Origin of the sequence: Wenyingzhuangia gilva (assembly GCF_030519655.1) — a bacterium.
Lineage (GTDB): Bacteria > Bacteroidota > Bacteroidia > Flavobacteriales > Flavobacteriaceae > Wenyingzhuangia > Wenyingzhuangia gilva.
This window is the reverse complement of the sequence record NZ_JAUMIT010000001.1, coordinates 591,739-608,760: the sequence shown is the minus strand read 5'-3', so window position 1 is coordinate 608,760 and position 17,022 is coordinate 591,739. Positions and strand designations below refer to the sequence as shown.

15 protein-coding genes are annotated in these 17,022 nt (G+C 31.0%); 12 read left to right on the top strand and 3 right to left on the bottom strand.

Annotated elements, in window-relative coordinates; genetic code table 11:
• The first annotated feature begins 86 nt into the window (after positions 1–86).
• The 10 genes from QVZ41_RS02800 (at position 87) to QVZ41_RS02755 (ending at position 11,778) form a co-directional block, all read left to right on the top strand.
• On the top strand, positions 87–1,463 hold the full coding sequence (locus QVZ41_RS02800) for a DUF6056 family protein (protein ID WP_302883026.1): 1,377 nt from the start codon (positions 87–89) through the stop codon (positions 1,461–1,463).
• A 117-nt stretch (positions 1,464–1,580) separates the two neighbouring features.
• Complete coding sequence (locus QVZ41_RS02795) at positions 1,581–3,191, top strand: mechanosensitive ion channel family protein (RefSeq protein WP_302883025.1); 1,611 nt, start codon at positions 1,581–1,583, stop codon at positions 3,189–3,191.
• A gap of 520 nt (positions 3,192–3,711) precedes the next feature.
• Complete coding sequence (locus QVZ41_RS02790; protein WP_302883024.1) at positions 3,712–4,326, top strand: GNAT family N-acetyltransferase; 615 nt, start codon at positions 3,712–3,714, stop codon at positions 4,324–4,326.
• Positions 4,327–4,595: 269 nt separating this feature from the next.
• A complete protein-coding gene (argG, locus tag QVZ41_RS02785) occupies positions 4,596–5,792 on the top strand; it encodes an argininosuccinate synthase (protein WP_302883023.1) in 1,197 nt (398 codons plus the stop codon).
• Between the two features lie 123 nt (positions 5,793–5,915).
• A complete protein-coding gene (gene argC / locus QVZ41_RS02780; RefSeq protein WP_302883022.1) occupies positions 5,916–6,893 on the top strand; it encodes an N-acetyl-gamma-glutamyl-phosphate reductase in 978 nt (325 codons plus the stop codon).
• 74 nt (positions 6,894–6,967) lie between these two features.
• Complete coding sequence (locus QVZ41_RS02775) at positions 6,968–8,095, top strand: aspartate aminotransferase family protein (protein WP_302883021.1); 1,128 nt, start codon at positions 6,968–6,970, stop codon at positions 8,093–8,095.
• Between the two features lie 108 nt (positions 8,096–8,203).
• Positions 8,204–9,160 carry an N-acetylornithine carbamoyltransferase gene (locus QVZ41_RS02770; protein ID WP_302883020.1) on the top strand — a complete coding sequence of 319 codons (957 nt, stop codon included), beginning with the start codon at positions 8,204–8,206 and terminating at the stop codon, positions 9,158–9,160.
• 61 nt (positions 9,161–9,221) lie between these two features.
• Positions 9,222–10,001, top strand: a complete 780-nt coding sequence (gene argB / locus QVZ41_RS02765; RefSeq protein WP_302883019.1) for an acetylglutamate kinase — start codon at positions 9,222–9,224, stop codon at positions 9,999–10,001.
• 94 nt (positions 10,002–10,095) lie between these two features.
• Entirely contained in the window at positions 10,096–11,157 is a 1,062-nt protein-coding gene (locus QVZ41_RS02760; protein ID WP_302883018.1) for a M20 family metallo-hydrolase, read from the top strand.
• Between the two features lie 30 nt (positions 11,158–11,187).
• Positions 11,188–11,778 carry a Crp/Fnr family transcriptional regulator gene (locus QVZ41_RS02755; RefSeq protein ID WP_302883017.1) on the top strand — a complete coding sequence of 197 codons (591 nt, stop codon included), beginning with the start codon at positions 11,188–11,190 and terminating at the stop codon, positions 11,776–11,778.
• Positions 11,779–11,785: 7 nt separating this feature from the next.
• Here the strand turns inward: QVZ41_RS02755 and QVZ41_RS02750 are convergent, their stop codons facing one another.
• From QVZ41_RS02750 to QVZ41_RS02740, 3 genes are read right to left on the bottom strand one after another with little or no spacing between them, the layout of a single operon-like run.
• A complete protein-coding gene (locus QVZ41_RS02750; RefSeq protein ID WP_302883016.1) occupies positions 11,786–12,700 on the bottom strand; it encodes a leucine-rich repeat domain-containing protein in 915 nt (304 codons plus the stop codon).
• A gap of 4 nt (positions 12,701–12,704) precedes the next feature.
• A complete protein-coding gene (locus QVZ41_RS02745; protein WP_302883015.1) occupies positions 12,705–13,571 on the bottom strand; it encodes an alpha/beta fold hydrolase in 867 nt (288 codons plus the stop codon).
• A 3-nt stretch (positions 13,572–13,574) separates the two neighbouring features.
• Positions 13,575–14,216 (bottom strand): DUF4386 domain-containing protein, encoded by a 642-nt coding sequence (locus QVZ41_RS02740; RefSeq protein ID WP_302883014.1) that lies wholly within the window; start codon positions 14,214–14,216, stop codon positions 13,575–13,577.
• Between the two features lie 122 nt (positions 14,217–14,338).
• On the opposite strand from QVZ41_RS02740, the gene argH reads away from it, so the two are divergent.
• Positions 14,339–15,619 (top strand): argininosuccinate lyase, encoded by a 1,281-nt coding sequence (gene argH / locus QVZ41_RS02735; RefSeq protein ID WP_302883013.1) that lies wholly within the window; start codon positions 14,339–14,341, stop codon positions 15,617–15,619.
• A 219-nt stretch (positions 15,620–15,838) separates the two neighbouring features.
• Positions 15,839–16,981, top strand: coding sequence for a helix-turn-helix domain-containing protein (locus QVZ41_RS02730; protein ID WP_302883012.1), 1,143 nt, complete (start codon positions 15,839–15,841; stop codon positions 16,979–16,981).
• Positions 16,982–17,022: the final 41 nt, after the last annotated feature.

The following is a 17,022-nucleotide window of genomic DNA, read 5'->3' as shown; positions in this document are numbered from 1 at the left end:
CATGATGAGAATATTTATTTTTAAATAGTTTAAAGGGTTTTGAATGGTGTTTCGTTGATTAATATTTAGTAATTAAACTTAAATAGATGATAAAAAGTTGTTTATCTTTTATAGAAAAATATATTGTAGTTATGGCAGGAGTTTTTTTTGTCTTTCCATTTATAATTATATCATTTTTCAATAATCCTTCTTCGGATGATTATTGCTTTGCTTCTCAAGTAAAAGAATTGGGTTTCTGGGCGGCTCAAAAAGCAACTTATAATGGCTGGTCTGGTAGATATATTTCAACAGCTATTTTAAGTTTGAATATAGTAAATGAAAATAACCTTATTTGGTATAAGTTATTCCCAATTTTATTGTTAATGTTTTTATTAATTGGTATTTACTTTTTAGTTAAAAATTTTTTTAAAATAAGGAGTTTTGTAGTTAATGTTGAAATTTCAATTTTAATATTTTTGTTGTATTTAACCCAAATGCCAATTATTTCAGAAGGTTTATATTGGTGGTCTGGAGCAATTACTTATCAGGTTGCAAATATTTTAACACTTTTTTTACTAAGATCCTTAGTGGTTCTTATTAGAAATAAGAGTGTCTGTAATGTTTTTTTAGGTTCTTTAGTTGGATTTATAGTGGCAGCATGTAATGAAACCTCAATGATTTTGTTAAATGTGTTATTTGTGTCTGTTTTAATTGTCCGTACCTACTTAAACAAAAAAATAGATTACCAAATCTTAGTTGTTTTTTTAGCGATACTTATTTCTTCTGCAATTGTTTTTGTAGCACCAGGAAATTCAGTAAGAGGTAGTTTTTTCCCAAATCAACATAGGTTTTTGTTTTCTTCAGTGCTAGCTTCTTTAGATGGTTTTAGATATGTTTTAAGGTGGTCAGGCTTAACCTTTTTGATTTCTATTATCTTGTATCTGAAGATTTCAAAAAGTGTAGGACTGGAATTTTTAAGAGAAAAATTGAGTTTTTCTAGTTCTATTAGTTTAATGATTGTAGTTGCTGTTTTATTTTCAGGTTTTTTTATAGGTTTTTGGACGATGGGAAAACCTATTCCCGCTAGATCAGTAAATTCAGTTTATCTATTTTATATGGTAGGATTTATTTATATAGTTTTTAAGTATTTGGTCGATATAAAATTCAATCTAATTTTTTCCTTAAAACACACATCTTTATTGTTAATGATGATTGTGTTTTCAATTATGTTCGATAAAAAGAATATGATTAACGTAATTGATGATTTGGGAAGAGGTACCGCATATAATTATAATATTGAAGTTAAAGAGAGAGTTTTGAAGACTAAGCATTCAGAAAAAAACGAAACCTTGATTTTAAGGCCAATTACAAGGAGACCCATCACTCTCTTGGAAAATGACATGAAGAGTGATAGTGATTATTTTGGGAATAAGTGTTATGCTAATTATTGGGGTCTAAATGAAGTAATTGTAAAATATGAGTAATTTCTTTTTCTGTTCTTTTAAATATAATTTTTTATATATCTTGTTATAAAAGTTGATTTTTTTATTTAAAGGGCATACAAATCCGTATTTTTGATGTGAAAAATGAAAGCATCCATCATGAAAAAAATATACTTTTTATTCTATTTAATTTCTGTAAGCCTTTTTGCTCAAACAACTGATGAAACCAAAGTAGATTTGTCAAGTCCTTATAAAACCATTTATACACATTTACACTTTTTACAACCAGAGACTTATAACGAAGTAAAAGCCGCAAGAACTATTTATGGAGAATCTCCTGAGAAATCTATTGATATTGCCTTAAAAATTAAACAGGTTTTAGATGGAAAAGGATTGAAGATTGATTTTAAAAAGGTGCCCTTGGAAGCTAACTATAAAGATTCTATTTCAGGGGTAGAGATTAAAAATCAATATGTTTTGTTTTCTAAAGTGCCAGAAATTTATTTAGAAAGAATTAACGGGAAATGGTATTATAGTGAGGAAACAAATGAAAAAATTTATGCATTATATCATAATGTTTTTCCTGTAGGTACAGATTTTATTAAAAGTATAGTGCCTGGTTTTGGTCATATGGAATTGTTAGGAATAGAACTGTGGCAATATTTAGGAATTATTATTTTTATTGTAATTGGGGTCTTTTTAAGTTGGATCATCAATAAAATGATTTTCTATATTTTAAAATTCTTAGAATCTTCGTTTATGAGGTTTACTCATAATTCTTTAAGTAAAACACTGGATAAATTATCAAGACCTTCAGCGTTGTTAATAGTGTTTTATTTGGTAGAAATTTATATCCCTACGTTACAATTTCAAATAGATATCAATTCTTTTTTAATCAAAGGTTTAGAAATCGGTCAGATTGTTTTATGGATTTATGTCTTTTTAGAAATTGTTAGTGTCTTCATAGAGGTTTTTGTGTCCTATACTTCTAGAACTGAAAGTAAATTAGATGATCAATTGGCTCCTATTTTAAGTAGGCTGTTAAAAGTTTTGGTTGTGTTACTAGGAGTCTTAAAAATGTTAACTGTTTTTGGGGTGAATACCACAACGGTTATTGCAGGAGCTTCTATTGGAGGTTTGGCTGTGGCTTTGGCATCACAAGACACTGTAAAAAATCTAATAGGTACTTTTATGATTTTTTTAGACAAGCCTTTTCAGATTGGAGATTGGATTGAAGGAGGTGGTGTTGAAGGAACCGTTGAAGAAGTTGGTTTTAGATCAACAAGAATTAGAGCGGTAGACACTTCTATATATTCAATACCAAACAGTAAATTGTCAGAAATTGTCATTAATAATAAAGGATTAAGGCAATATAGAAGATATCAAACAAAGCTTGGAATCAGATATGATACCCCGCCAGAATTAATTGAAGCTTTTGTTGTTGGAGTTAGAAAAATAATTGAAATCCATCCAGAAACTTTAACAAAATCTTATAATGTAGAGTTTACTGGCTTTGGAGATTCATCTTTAGAAATTTTGTTGAATACTTATTTTCTTTCTTTAGAGTGGGGGGTAGAACAATCTTCAAAACATCGATTGCATATGGCTATTTTAAATTTAGCTGCAGAGCTAGGGGTAGATTTTGCTTTCCCTTCTCAAACAGTTATGATAGAAGAGTTTCCCGAGAAAAAAAATGTGAATATTAGTTACAATACTGAATCAGTAAGAATTGAGAATATCATAAGTAATGTTGTTGAAAATTTTAAGTAATATTAATTTTATCTATATTTTTTTAATATTTAACAAAAAATATATTTATATTTGATAATATTGAAATAAAAATAAATAATGTTTTGTTGAACTTATTGTTTCATAATTAATTGATTTAATTATATTCATGTTGATTATTTCTTCGCTGTCAAGCTGGTTACTTGACAGCGTTTTTTTGTTTTATATACATTTATTTAAAAGTTTGCTATGTCATTTTACCATAAAAGGTTTCATGATTTCTTAAAAAAGGAAATTGTATTTCTATTGAATCAATCAAAATATTTTTCTTTTATTTGATTTAATAATTGTACTTTTGCCACCTATTTTTTTATTTTAAATCATGCAGTTAGCAGGTGAATTATTTTTTTCTTCTTACTTTGTAGATATGTATATCTATAAAACTGTTGTTGTATGTTTTCGTAGACGACGATGTAGGGAATAGTAACTTTAAAAAGTGCTATTCACAATTATAGACAACATCAGAAAACATGAAAACAACTTATAAAATATATCATCAACAATGAAAATTGTAACTGCTAACAAATCACACTTTAAATACGCCGATGTCATCTGCGATACCATTGAAACTTCTGCAAGAGTAAGAGGAACAGGTATTGCTAAAAGAACACCGGAGTATATCAAAAAAAAATTAGAAAGTGGAGATGCAGTGATTGCCTTAGATGGCGTAAAGTTTGCAGGTTTCTGTTATATAGAAACTTGGGAAAATAAATCTTATGTAGTGCATTCTGGTTTAATTGTACATCCTGATTACAGAAATCAAGGATTGGCAAAACAAATCAAAACAAAAATCTTTAATCACTCTAAAGAAAAGTATCCTGATGCTAAAATTTTTGGAATTACAACCGGTTTGGCTGTAATGAAAATAAATTATGAGTTAGGGTATAAGCCTGTTACTTTCTCAGAACTTACTAGAGATGAAGCTTTTTGGAATGGATGTAAGTCTTGTAAAAACTTTGATATCTTAGAACGCAACGAACGAAAAATGTGTTTGTGTACAGGTATGTTACATGACCCCAAAGAGGTGGAGCGAAAAAAAGCGGCCAAAGAACCTAGTTGGGAATTTAAAGCAAAGTTGGCTAAATTGAAGGATAAATTCTTTCATAAAAAAGACTAAATTTTTTATACAAAAACATAATTCTGTTCAGGATTAGTGTTTTCAGGGGTTAATTTTTAATGTTTCATTCACATTCCGTATTTTTGCGGACTGAAATTGTTGGTTTATAAAGTTGAAGGTTAAAAAGTAAAAAGTTTAATCTAAAAATTCAACTTTAGAATAAAGCAAATAAATAGAAATAAGGAAATTAAGTTTTAGAAAAGTATAAAAAGAGAAGTAAAAACTTTACGAACTTTTAACTTTAAAACTTTACAAACTAAAATAATATCATGGATAAAGTAGTATTGGCATATAGTGGAGGTTTAGATACTTCGTATTGTGTAAAATATTTAATCAACGAATTAAAGCTAGAAGTACATTCAGTTTTGGTAAACACAGGTGGTTTTACCAAAGAAGAATTGGCTGCAGTTGAGAAAAAAGCTTACGAAATGGGCGTAACTTCTCATGAAAACAAAGATATTTTAGAAAAATACTACGATAAAGCTATTAAGTACATGGTGTATGGAAACGTATTAAAAAATAATACTTATCCATTATCTGTTTCTGCAGAGCGTGTATTCCAGTCTATAGAAGTAGTAAAGTATGCAAAATCTGTTGGAGCAAAATACATTGCACATGGTTCTACCGGAGCAGGAAATGACCAAGTTCGTTTTGATATGATTTTCCAAACTATTGCACCAGAAATAGAAATTATTACGCCAATTCGTGATTTAAAATTATCTCGTCAAACTGAGATTGATTATTTAAAATCTCATGGAGTAGATATGAACTGGGAAAAATCTAAATATTCTGTAAACAAAGGTATTTGGGGAACCTCAGTTGGTGGGGTAGAGACTTTAAAATCTCAAAAAGCATTGCCAAGCGAAGCATATCCAAGTCAATTAAAAAGAGAAGATGAAGAGCAAGTGACTTTGACTTTTGAAAAAGGACAATTCGTTGCTTTTAACGGAGTAAAAGACACTCCAGTAAATAATATTTTAAAGTTAGAAGAAATAGCTTCTGCTTTTGCCATTGGTAGAGACATCCACGTAGGAGATACCATTGTTGGAATTAAAGGACGTGTTGGTTTTGAAGCTGCTGCAGCAACAGTAATTATCAAAGCTCATCACTTATTAGAAAAACATACTTTGTCTAAAGCACAACAAATTACCAAAGAAGGATTGGGAACTACTTATGGAACGTTGTTTCATGATGGGCAGTATTTAGAGCCTTTAATGCGTAACATTGAGAAGTTTTTAGAAGATTCTCAAAAAACAGTATCTGGAGAGGTGTATGTAACATTAAGACCTTATCACTTCATTGTGACAGGAATTGATTCTAAATACGATTTAATGGCTTCAGGATTTGCTGATTACGGTGAAGAAAACAACGCATGGTCTAGTCAAGATGCCAAAGGATTCATAAAAATATATGGTATGCAAAACAAAATCTTTTACCACGTAAATAAAGATTTGTTAGAGGCATAACTAAAAGTTGTTTATAAGGTGAATCGTTTATTTGTTTAATCGATTTAACTAGAAACAAGAACGTTTAAAAGTTGTTAGGTGATCGAGCGTAGTCGAGATTATATAACTTTAAAAACTAAAAAAATGATAAAAGCAGGAATAGTAGGAGGAGCAGGATATACTGCAGGTGAGTTAATCAGATTGATTATGAATCATCCTGAGTTGACTTTAGATTTTGTGTACAGTACTTCTAATGCTGGAAATAAATTGTACAAAGTACATGTTGACTTGTTGGGAGATACTGAACAAGAATTTACAGATACTATCAATCCAAAAGTAGACGTATTGTTTTTGTGTTTAGGTCACGGAAATTCAACGGCATTTTTACAAAAAAATATTTTTTCAGACACTACTAAAATTATTGATTTAAGTAACGATTTCCGTTTGAATGCCGACATGGTTTTTGAAGGAAAAAAGTTTGTATATGGATTGCCTGAAGTGAGTAGAGAAGAAATCAAAACGGCAAATTATATTGCCAATCCTGGTTGTTTTGCTACTTGTATTCAGTTTGCTTTATTGCCTTTAGCAAAAGCTAAAAAATTAGGAAACGATATCCATATCAATGCCACTACAGGAGCAACAGGGGCTGGAGTATCACCAACGGAAACTTCTCATTTTCCTTGGAGAGATAACAACTTTTCAGTTTATAAACCTTTTACGCATCAACATTTAGGGGAAATAGGAGAAACTTTAGACAGTTTACAAGAAAGTAAAACAGGAGAATTGTTCTTTATTCCAAACAGAGGAAACTTTAGTCGTGGAATTTTTGCTTCGGTTTATACCAAGTTTGATGGAACTTTAGAAGAAGCTAAAGAAATTTTTACTCGGTTTTATGCAGATGCACCTTTTGTTCACATTACGGATGCACCTGTAAATATGAAACAAGTTGTGAATACAAACAAATGTGCCATTTCCTTAATCAAACACGGAGATCAAATTTTAATTTACTCTGCGATTGATAATTTATTAAAAGGAGCTTCAGGACAAGCCATTCAGAATATGAATTTGATGTTTGGTTTTGAAGAAACTTTAGGATTAAATTTAAAAGGAAGTGCATTCTAAATAGTACAAAGTACAGAGTACAAAGTAGTAAGAATACTCTGTACTCTGTACTCCGTACTTAATACTAAATCAAAATGAAATTATTTGACGTATACCCATTGTACAACGTAACTCCTGTAAAAGCAGAAGGAGCTTATGTTTGGGACGATAAAGGAGATAAATATTTAGACTTATATGGAGGTCACGGAGTGATTTCTATTGGTCACACGCATCCATATTATAAAACAGCTTTAGAAAATCAATTGAGTAAAATTGGTTTTTATTCAAATGCGATTCAAAATCCTTTACAGCAAGAATTGGCTGATAAATTAGGAGAATTGTCTGGGTGTGGAGAAGATTATGCTTTGTTTTTGTGTTCTTCGGGAGCAGAAGCAAATGAAAATGCGATTAAAGTAGCATCATTCTACAATCAAAAATCTAGAGTGATTGCTTTTAAAAATGGATTCCACGGACGTACTTCAGGAGCGGTTTCTATTACTGATAATCAAAAAATTATTGCTCCCATCAATGCACACAATCCGGTAACTATTTTACCATTGAATGATATTGAATTGGTAAAAGCAGAGATTGCTAAAGGAGATGTTTCTTCTGTGATTGTAGAACCTATTCAAGGAGTAGGAGGATTAGACATGCCAACCACAGAATTTTTACAAGAGGTAAGAAAAATTACCCAAGAAAACAACGTGTGTTTAATACTTGATGAAGTACAATCAGGATATGGACGTTCAGGAAAATTCTTTGCGCACCAACATCACGGAGTAAAAGCAGATATCATTCCGATGGCAAAAGGAATGGGGAATGGTTTTCCTATTGGTGGTGTTTTAATTGCCAATCATATTGAGCCTTGGTACGGAATGTTAGGAACTACTTTTGGAGGTTCTCATTTAGCATGTGCCGCAGGGATTGCAGTATTAGATGTGATGAAACAAGAAAACATTATGCAAAATGTTGTTGAGGTAAACGCATACTTTAAGGAGCAAGTAAAAGACTTATCTGGAGTGAAACAAGTAAAAGGAGAAGGGTTGATGCTTGGGTTGGAATTTAACTACGAAGTAGGTGAATTACGCAAGAAATTAATTTATGACCATAAGATTTTTACAGGAGGAGCCAACAATAAAAATTTGTTACGTATTCTTCCACCTTTAAATATTGTAAAAGCAGATATTGATGTGTTTGTGAAAGCACTGAAAGAATTATTATAAGATATATATTATTAGTAATTTTACAGAGTTCTTGAGTAATCAAGAACTCTTTTTTGTTAAGAAGAGAGCAAATAAACAATTTCACGATTCAAAGAATCCCATATTTATATGAAACACTACTTATCCATTCACGATTTACCAAGTATTAAAGACACGGTAAAAGAAGCGATTGAAATCAAAAAGAATCCATTAAAAGATCAAGCTTTAGGGAAAAACAAAACCATTGGTTTGTTATTTTTTAACAATAGTTTGCGTACGCGTTTAAGTACTCAAAAAGCAGCATTGAACTTAGGAATGGAGCCTATTGTAATGAACTTTGGTGCAGAAGGATGGCAGTTAGAGTTTGAAGATGGAACCATTATGGATCAAGGAAAATCTGAGCATGTAAAAGAAGCAGCTGAGGTGATTTCTCAATATTGTGATATCATTGCCATTCGTGCTTTTGCAGGATTGGAAGACAAAGAAAAAGATGAAGCAGAAGAAGTATTGTCTGCTTTTGTAAAATATGCTACGGTTCCTATTTTAAATATGGAATCATCAGTAGGACATCCTTTACAAGCTTTGGCAGATGCTATTACTATTGAGGAGCACAAACCTGCTAAAAAGAAACTAAAAGTAGTGTTGTCTTGGGCACCACATCCACGTGCTTTGCCTCATGCTGTAGGGAATTCATTTGCAGAAATGGCGTTGGCTCATGAAGATGGTTTTGAGGTGGTTATTACACATCCAAAAGGATATGAATTAAGTCCTGAAAGAACCAAAGGTGCTAGGATTGAATACGATCAAAAGAAAGCCTTTGAAGGAGCAGATTTTATTTATACCAAAAACTGGTCATCATATAAAGATTACGGAAAAGTAGCAAATACTGATAGTTCTTGGATGATTACAGCAGATAAAATGGCGGTGACAGACAATGCAAAATTTATGCACTGTTTACCCGTTCGTAGAAATGTAATTGTAGCTGATGAGGTGATAGATTCTGAAAATTCTATTGTCATCAAACAAGCAAATAACAGAACATATTCAGCACAGATTGTGTTAAAGAAAATATTAGAGAATTTATAAAGGTCATCGAGCGTAGTCGAGATGTTTTGTTCTCGACTACGCTCGAACACCATTTTGAAATATGAAACAAAAACTAACCATCGTAAAAGTAGGAGGAAACGTAATTAACAATGCTGAGGCGTTGGAAAGTTTCTTGTCTGATTTTGCAGCTTTAGAAGGGAATAAAATATTGGTTCACGGAGGTGGAAAACGTGCTACGCAATTGGCAGCTGATTTAGGAATAGAAGCAACCATGATCAATGGTCGTAGAGTAACTGATGAAGCGACGATTGAAATTGTAACCATGGTGTATGCCGGTTTGTTAAACAAAAACATAGTAGCTACTTTACAGAGTAAAAATTGTAATGCACTGGGTTTGTCTGGTGCTGACGGAAATTCTATTCAAGCTCACAAACGAAAAGTTGTAGACGTAGATTACGGTTTTGCTGGAGATGTTGATGGCATCAATGCACAAAACATAGCTACGTTTATTAAAGGAGGAATGACACCTGTTTTTTGTGCCATTACCCACGATGGAAAAGGACAATTGTTAAATACCAATGCAGATACCATTGCGAGTACTATTGCTGTGGGAATGTCAACGTTATATGATGTTTCTTTGGTGTATACGTTTGAGAAAAATGGAGTATTGACTTCTGTAGAGGATGATAATTCTGTGATTACAGACATCAACTCAGAAAAATATAATCAGTTAAAAGCAGATGGAATTATTGCGGATGGAATGTTGCCAAAAATGGAAAATTGTTTTGATGCTTTGCAGCAAGGAGTTTCTGAGGTGATTATTGGAAATCCAACGGTGATTATAAACAAAGAACAATTATTTACAACGTTGACGTTGTAAATAGTTGTTTGTTGCTAGTTGATTGTTGTTGGAGAAAGTGGATTTGTTAATTAAGCTATCAACCAACAACTAATAACCAACAACCAAAAATAAAATGATAGAAAAATTACAATCAGAAGCTTTAGAATTACTTCAATCTTTAATTCAAACCCAATCCTTTTCAAAGGAAGAAGAACCCACTGCCGAAATTTTAACAAAGTGGTTGATAGATAGAGGTGTTGAAGTAAAACGTGATTTGAATAATGTTTGGGCAACCAACAAATATTTTGATGAGCATAAACCTACTATTTTACTAAACTCTCATCACGATACGGTTAAACCAAATCAGGCGTATACAAGAGATCCTTTTGAAGCAAAAATAGAAGGAGACAAGTTGTATGGTTTAGGATCTAATGATGCTGGTGGATGTTTGGTAGGACTGATGTCTGCCTTTGTGTATTTCTACAATCAAGAAAATTTAAAATATAATTTTGTATTGGCGGCTACAGCTGAAGAAGAAATTTCAGGGGAAAACGGAATTGCTTATATGCAAGAGATCATGCCTAAAATAGATGTAGCGATTGTGGGAGAACCTACTTTGTTAGATTTGGCCATTGCAGAAAAAGGTTTGGTAGTTTTTGATGGAAAAGTAACAGGAACTCCTGGTCACGCTGCACACATTCCAAATCATCAAAATCCAATATTTAAAGCTTTAAAGGATTTAGAGTGGATCAATTCCTATAAATTTCCAAAAGTATCTCCTTTTTTAGGCGAGGTAAAAATGACAGTTTCTCAAATCAATGCAGGAAATCAACACAACGTAGTGCCATCAGAATTAACTTTTGTGGTAGATTGTAGAGTTACCGACCAATACACCAATGCAGAAATTGCCGAAATTATTGCTGAACATACCGAATGTGAGGTGATTCCTCGTTCTTTACGATTGAATTCATCATCGATAGATCCTAATCATGATATTGTAAAGTCTGGAGTTGCTTTGGGAAAAAAAACATATGGTTCTCCAACTTTATCTGATCAATGTAGATTGACATGTCAATCTGTAAAAATAGGTCCTGGAGATTCTTTACGTTCTCATTCAGCAGATGAATTTATCTATGTGCAAGAGGTTTATGATGGTGTAGCTTTTTACGTAAACTTATTAAAGAAAATAGTTTAAATTTAAAACCGTGATTATCACGGTTTTTTTATGAAACAAGCATTAAGACATTTTATAGAAAGTTTTCAGTTTTTAACCCCAGAGGAAGTCACTATTATTGTGGACAACACGGTGTTAAGAAATCCTAAAAAAGGAGAGATTCTTTTAAGGGAAGGAGACGTTTCTAGAGAATGTTATGCGGTTGTAAAAGGATGTATTCGTGAATATATTATTAAAGATGGGGTAGAAAAAACGGTGTCTTTTTTTGTAGAAGGAGACCCCGTAAATTCTTTTTCTAGCGAGGTTACAGGTTGTCCATCAAAATCATACTTTGAATGTTTAGAAGATTGTATTGTAACCGTGGGGAATGATTCTTTAATTGATGATATGATTGTGCGCGTTCCTAGATTGGAAAAACTTATCCGAAGAGAAGTAGAAAAAGAAGCTGGAAAAATGCAAGATAGAATGTCAAGTTTTATGATCTCTACTCCCGAAGAACGTTTTGTAACCTTAATCAACAATCAACCTAATTTAATTCATAGAGTTCCACAAGTATTAATTGCTAGCTATATTGGGGTGACTCCAGAGTCTTATAGTAGAATTAAAAAACGTGTTTTTGCGAAAATAAAAGAAAAAAATTAGCAGTAAGTTAATTACAGTTACTGCTAATGGTTTGATATGTTGAAAGGGAGGTGCTCGGAATGTTCTGGTTGTAATGCTTTTTAATACAAGTTAGATTTGGGTTTCTGTCTACTTTTAACTCAATCAGTTTTAAATTATTACTCACGTCTAAACTATTTAAATTATTACTAGTGATATAAAGGTGTGTTAAATTTCTATTGTTCTCTATACTGATGTTTTCAATTTGATTGTCAGAGGTTAATAAAGTTTCTAATTTAGTGTTAGAGCTTGTGTTTAAAAGGGTTAATTTATTACTTGTTAATAGTAGATTTTTAAGATTTATAGCTCCATCAATATTTAATTCTGTTAAAAGGTTTTGACTAATATGCAGAACTTCTATAGAGGGGTTTTGAATGTTAAAGGTTTCGAGATGATTCCAAGAAGCATTTAGTTTTTTTAGTTTTGTAGCATAAGAAAGCCCTTTTATACTTTCTAATTCGTTGGCTTGTATATCAATTAATACCAAGTTAGGGTTTTTTACAAAGCTAATTTCTTTAAGATGATTTCCTATTAAATATAGAGTGTCTAAAAGTTGATTGTTACTTAAATCAACAGATGTAATTTGATGACTGATAGCAGTTAATTTTGTTAAATTAGTAAAACCTTCAATACCTCTTAGGTCTTCTATATTTCCAAAGTGTTGCTCTTTGTTTAAGTCTAGAATACTTACTTTTTCAGCATCGCTTTTTAAAATTTTCCCGTTAACAGTATTATCAGAATCTATATTTTGTTCAATCAAAATTTTTTCAAAAGAACTGTCGGGTATGGAAATATATTTGTTAGCGGGGACTTCTGAAGTGTCAAGATCACTAGAGCAAGACAAAATAGAGAGTATTGCTAGAACAGTGTAAAGAGTATTGTTTTTTAGAGATCTGATTTTCATAGAATTAGTGTTTTGTTATATCATTAATAATAATATCACAAACAATGTTATTGTTTACATTGTTTAGAACGTGATTCGAGTTTTTAAATAATTGATAATGTTTTAAAGAAGGAAAAATCTTAATTGCTCTTTGTATCATTTTTTTACCAGGAAACATAAGGTCTTTCTCTGCTGCAAACAAGGTGATTGGTGTTTTTATAGAATTTGCTCTCTGTTTGGAGATGGTAGGCACTGGAGTAAAATCCATATTAAAGTTGGGCAATACTTTAGACATAAATTCTAGTGCAAATGGGTCTTTTTCGCTAAAAATTTCTTTTAAAAACTTTTCTAAATATTTTGTGTTTTTGCTTTTTATGAATTTTTTCATAGGGATAAAAATCTTAAACAAAGCTTTTAAAGGGTTTCCGTTTACAATGTATGCAGGTGCTGATAAGTATATTTTACTGATTTTATTTTCATCAACTTCCAATGTTTTTAATATCACCAAACCAGCAAAAGAAAAACCTGCTAGGGTAATATTTTTAATTTGTAGATGATCTATAATTTCGTGCATCCATTTTCCGTACGAATCATCTTTCATACTTAACCTTATCTCATCACTTTTATTGGGCTGAGCGAGTATATCTATAGCATAGACTTTAAAATGTGGAATTAATTTTTGATAAGTTTCTAGTGCAATAGGTGCACAAGCATTAGATCCGTGTAGGAGAATTATTGGAGGATTTTTTTCCTCCCCACAGGTAATAATATTGGTGTTTCCAAAGCTTGTAGAGACTGTTAAATATTCATAATTAACGTGAAGGCTTTCTAATTTTTGATCGTACAAATTAAAAATTTCCTTTTTTGATTCTTTAGAATTGTATAGTGACATGTTTTAATTTTTTTTAATCAACAAAAGAATGGCAAAACTTAATTCAGAAACGGCGGCAACTCCCAATAAAATATTTGCGAAAGTAGTAATAATAATGTTTTTAACTTCAAAAAAATACACAACACAATCTAATAAATAACCAACTCCTCCCATAAGAAGTAGCGTTGATAAAATTTTAGAAAATTGAATATGTTTACAGGTTAAAACAGATAACGAAATCATATGAATTCCAAAGAATACCTGCCAAATGTAAACGGTGTAGAAGTGAGCTTGCATACAAAAATTAAATATTTCAATAGAAGTATTTACAGTTTGAATATTGTATAATGGAATAATGTAATAGAGAATATTAATAGCCATGATGAAGGCCATAGCCAATCTAGAATATTTTGCTATTTCACTCCATAAAGTGTCGGTTTGTTTAAAAAAATGATACAATAAAATTGTGATGAACAACTCAAGAACAATCACAATTCCATCACCAAGAATACTAAGTTTAAATAACAGTAGGTTCTCTTGAATATTGATAAATGTTTGTGATAGGTTGTGAATGTCAATAAGTTCAATAGGAATATACCCCATACTAAAGCCACCAATAATAGCAATAGAAAGATAAAGTAGTCCAATAATTTTTGAGTTTTTCATGATGTTTTAATTTTAGATATTGCAAAGTTGAGGTATAAAAAAAATGCTTGCATTGACGTTTGGTAAGAAATAAGAAACGTTAAAAAAAGAGTATCTTTGCCAGCAGAATAAAAAACAACCGTATGAAACTTTGGGACAAAGGTTATGCAACCGATAAAAAGATTGACATTTTTACTGTAGGAAATGATAGAGAGTTGGATTTGCAATTGGCAAAGTACGATGTACTTGGGAATATTGCTCAATCTAGAATGTTAAATGCCATTGGAACTATTACAGATGAAGAGTTAGAGGGTTTAGTTGCAGAGTTAAACAATATTTTAAAAACGGTTGAAGATGGAACTTTTACCATTGAAGATTCTTTTGAAGATGTACATTCTAAAGTAGAGTGGTTACTAACTGAAAAGTTGGGAGATGCTGGAAAGAAAATTCACACGGCACGTTCTCGTAACGATCAAGTTTTATTAGATGTGCATTTGTATTCCAAAGATGCGATTCTTGAATTAAAAGATTGGGCTAAAAAACTATTCGATTTGTTGATTGAATTGGCCGAAAAATATAAAAATCACTTATTACCAGGTTACACACATTTACAAGTAGCCATGCCATCTTCTTTTGGTATGTGGTTTTCAGCCTATGCAGAAAGTTTGATAGACGATGTGTACTTTTTAGATGCTGCTTATAAAGTAGCAGATCAAAATCCGTTAGGTTCTGCAGCAGGTTATGGTTCTTCTTTCCCTATTGATAGAGAAATGACTACCAAAGAATTAGGATTTTCTGCTTTAAAAGTAAATTCTGTTGCAGCTCAAATGGGACGTGGTAAATTAGAAAAATCAATCTCTTTTGCCATTGCTAGTTTATCAGCAACTTTGGCAAAAATGAGCATGGATATTTGTTTGTATATGAGTCAGAATTTTGGATTTGTAACTTTTCCTGATGAATTAACTACAGGTTCTAGTATTATGCCTCACAAGAAAAATCCAGATGTTTTTGAATTAATTCGTGGTAAGTGTAATAAATTACAAGCCTTACCATACGAATTAACCTTAATCACAAACAATTTACCAAGTGGATATCACAGAGATTTACAATTGGTAAAAGAAGGATTGATTCCATCAGTATCTACTTTAAAATCTTGTTTAGACATGATGGTTTTTTCTTTAGAAAATATTATCATCACAGAAAACATTGTAGAGGATGATAAGTACAAATATATTTTTAGTGTAGAAGAAGTAAACGCTTTGGTACAAGCTGGAACGCCTTTTAGAGATGCTTATAAAATTGTAGGGGCCAAAATCCAGAATGGAGAATTTAAACCAGATTTAAATGTAAATCATACCCACATTGGTTCGGTAGGAAATCTAAGATTAGATTTGATTAAAGAAAAAATGGAAGCTAATTTTTAGGAAATTAGTTTTTTATAAAAAAGATAAAAGCCTCACTATTTTTAGTGAGGCTTTTTGTTTAACTGTCAAAATTAGTTAGAATTTCTTCTTAGGTTAATTTTATGATTCATATTGCTATTATCAAAAAGGGTTTTTACCAGAAAAAATAATATTTTAGTCTCCAATATATATTAAAACTACTGTCTTTTGTAGCAGTTATAGTTTATAAATATCAAGGTTATGAATAATTCGGAAGAATTAAAGTTATTAATAATGTTCTCTTTACTTGCTGCCATAAATTTAATGGTGCTTAGTTTCGTCTTATTATTTAAAAAGAATAACATATTAGCTAATAAAGTACTTGGGGGATTGGTATTTATACCAAGTGTTGTTTTAATGGCAAATGCCTTTTTGTATATGCAATACTTTTCTGTATCAGTATTGTTTGTTTTTTTAGGTTCATCTATCTGTTTTTTATTTGGTCCTTTATTACTTCTCTATATTCATTTGGTTCAAGAAAACACATATGACTTTAAAATAAAAGACCTTTTACATTTTTTTCCTGTTGTTACAATTACTTTTTACGGAGTGTATATTGGACTTCAGTCTAGTGAATCTATTCATGAAAATTATTTAAATATAGTAGCAGGAGAAGATATGGTAACGAATATTATTTACCTAGCTCAGTTAATTCATTTTGCGATATATATTACATGGAGTATTAGAAAGGTGAATTTGATAAAAATGAAAACCTATTTGTCTATTGTAGATAAAACCAATTATAAATGGTTAAAATTTTTTGTCACTCGTTTATTATATCTTAATATTTTAATACTGTTGGTATACGTGGTTCAAATCAGTTTTTTTCCAAGTTATGTAATATATTCAGATCTTTTGGCTACACCTTTAGCATCATCTTGTTTTTATCCAATTATGGTCTATAAAAGTTTTTCGAATAAGGTGACATATAACACAGGGTTTTTTGATAAAAAAGAAATAAAATCTAAAGAGGTTCAATTATCAGAGCCGACCTTTATTGTACAAGAAGAACATAATGAGGAATTAAATTCTGATAAAATATTAAGTTTTTTACAAAAAAATAAAACATACTTAAATAAAGATTATACCATCCATCAATTGGGAGCAGATTTAAATGAATCTCCAAGAACAGTTTCTAAAGTGATTAACTCAGAATTAAATAAAAGTTTTATTCAGTTAATTAATGAATTTCGAGTTGAAGAAGCTATTGTGCTTTTAAAATTAGAAAAGGATAAACTAACTATTGATGCTATTGCAGAAAAAGCAGGTTTTAAGAGTAGAAGCTCTTTTTATAGAGTCTTTAAAAATATCAAACAGACTAGCCCTTCTCAATATTTTCAGTAGATTTTGTCCTAAAAAATGTCTCAATTGCTGTTTTTGAGACA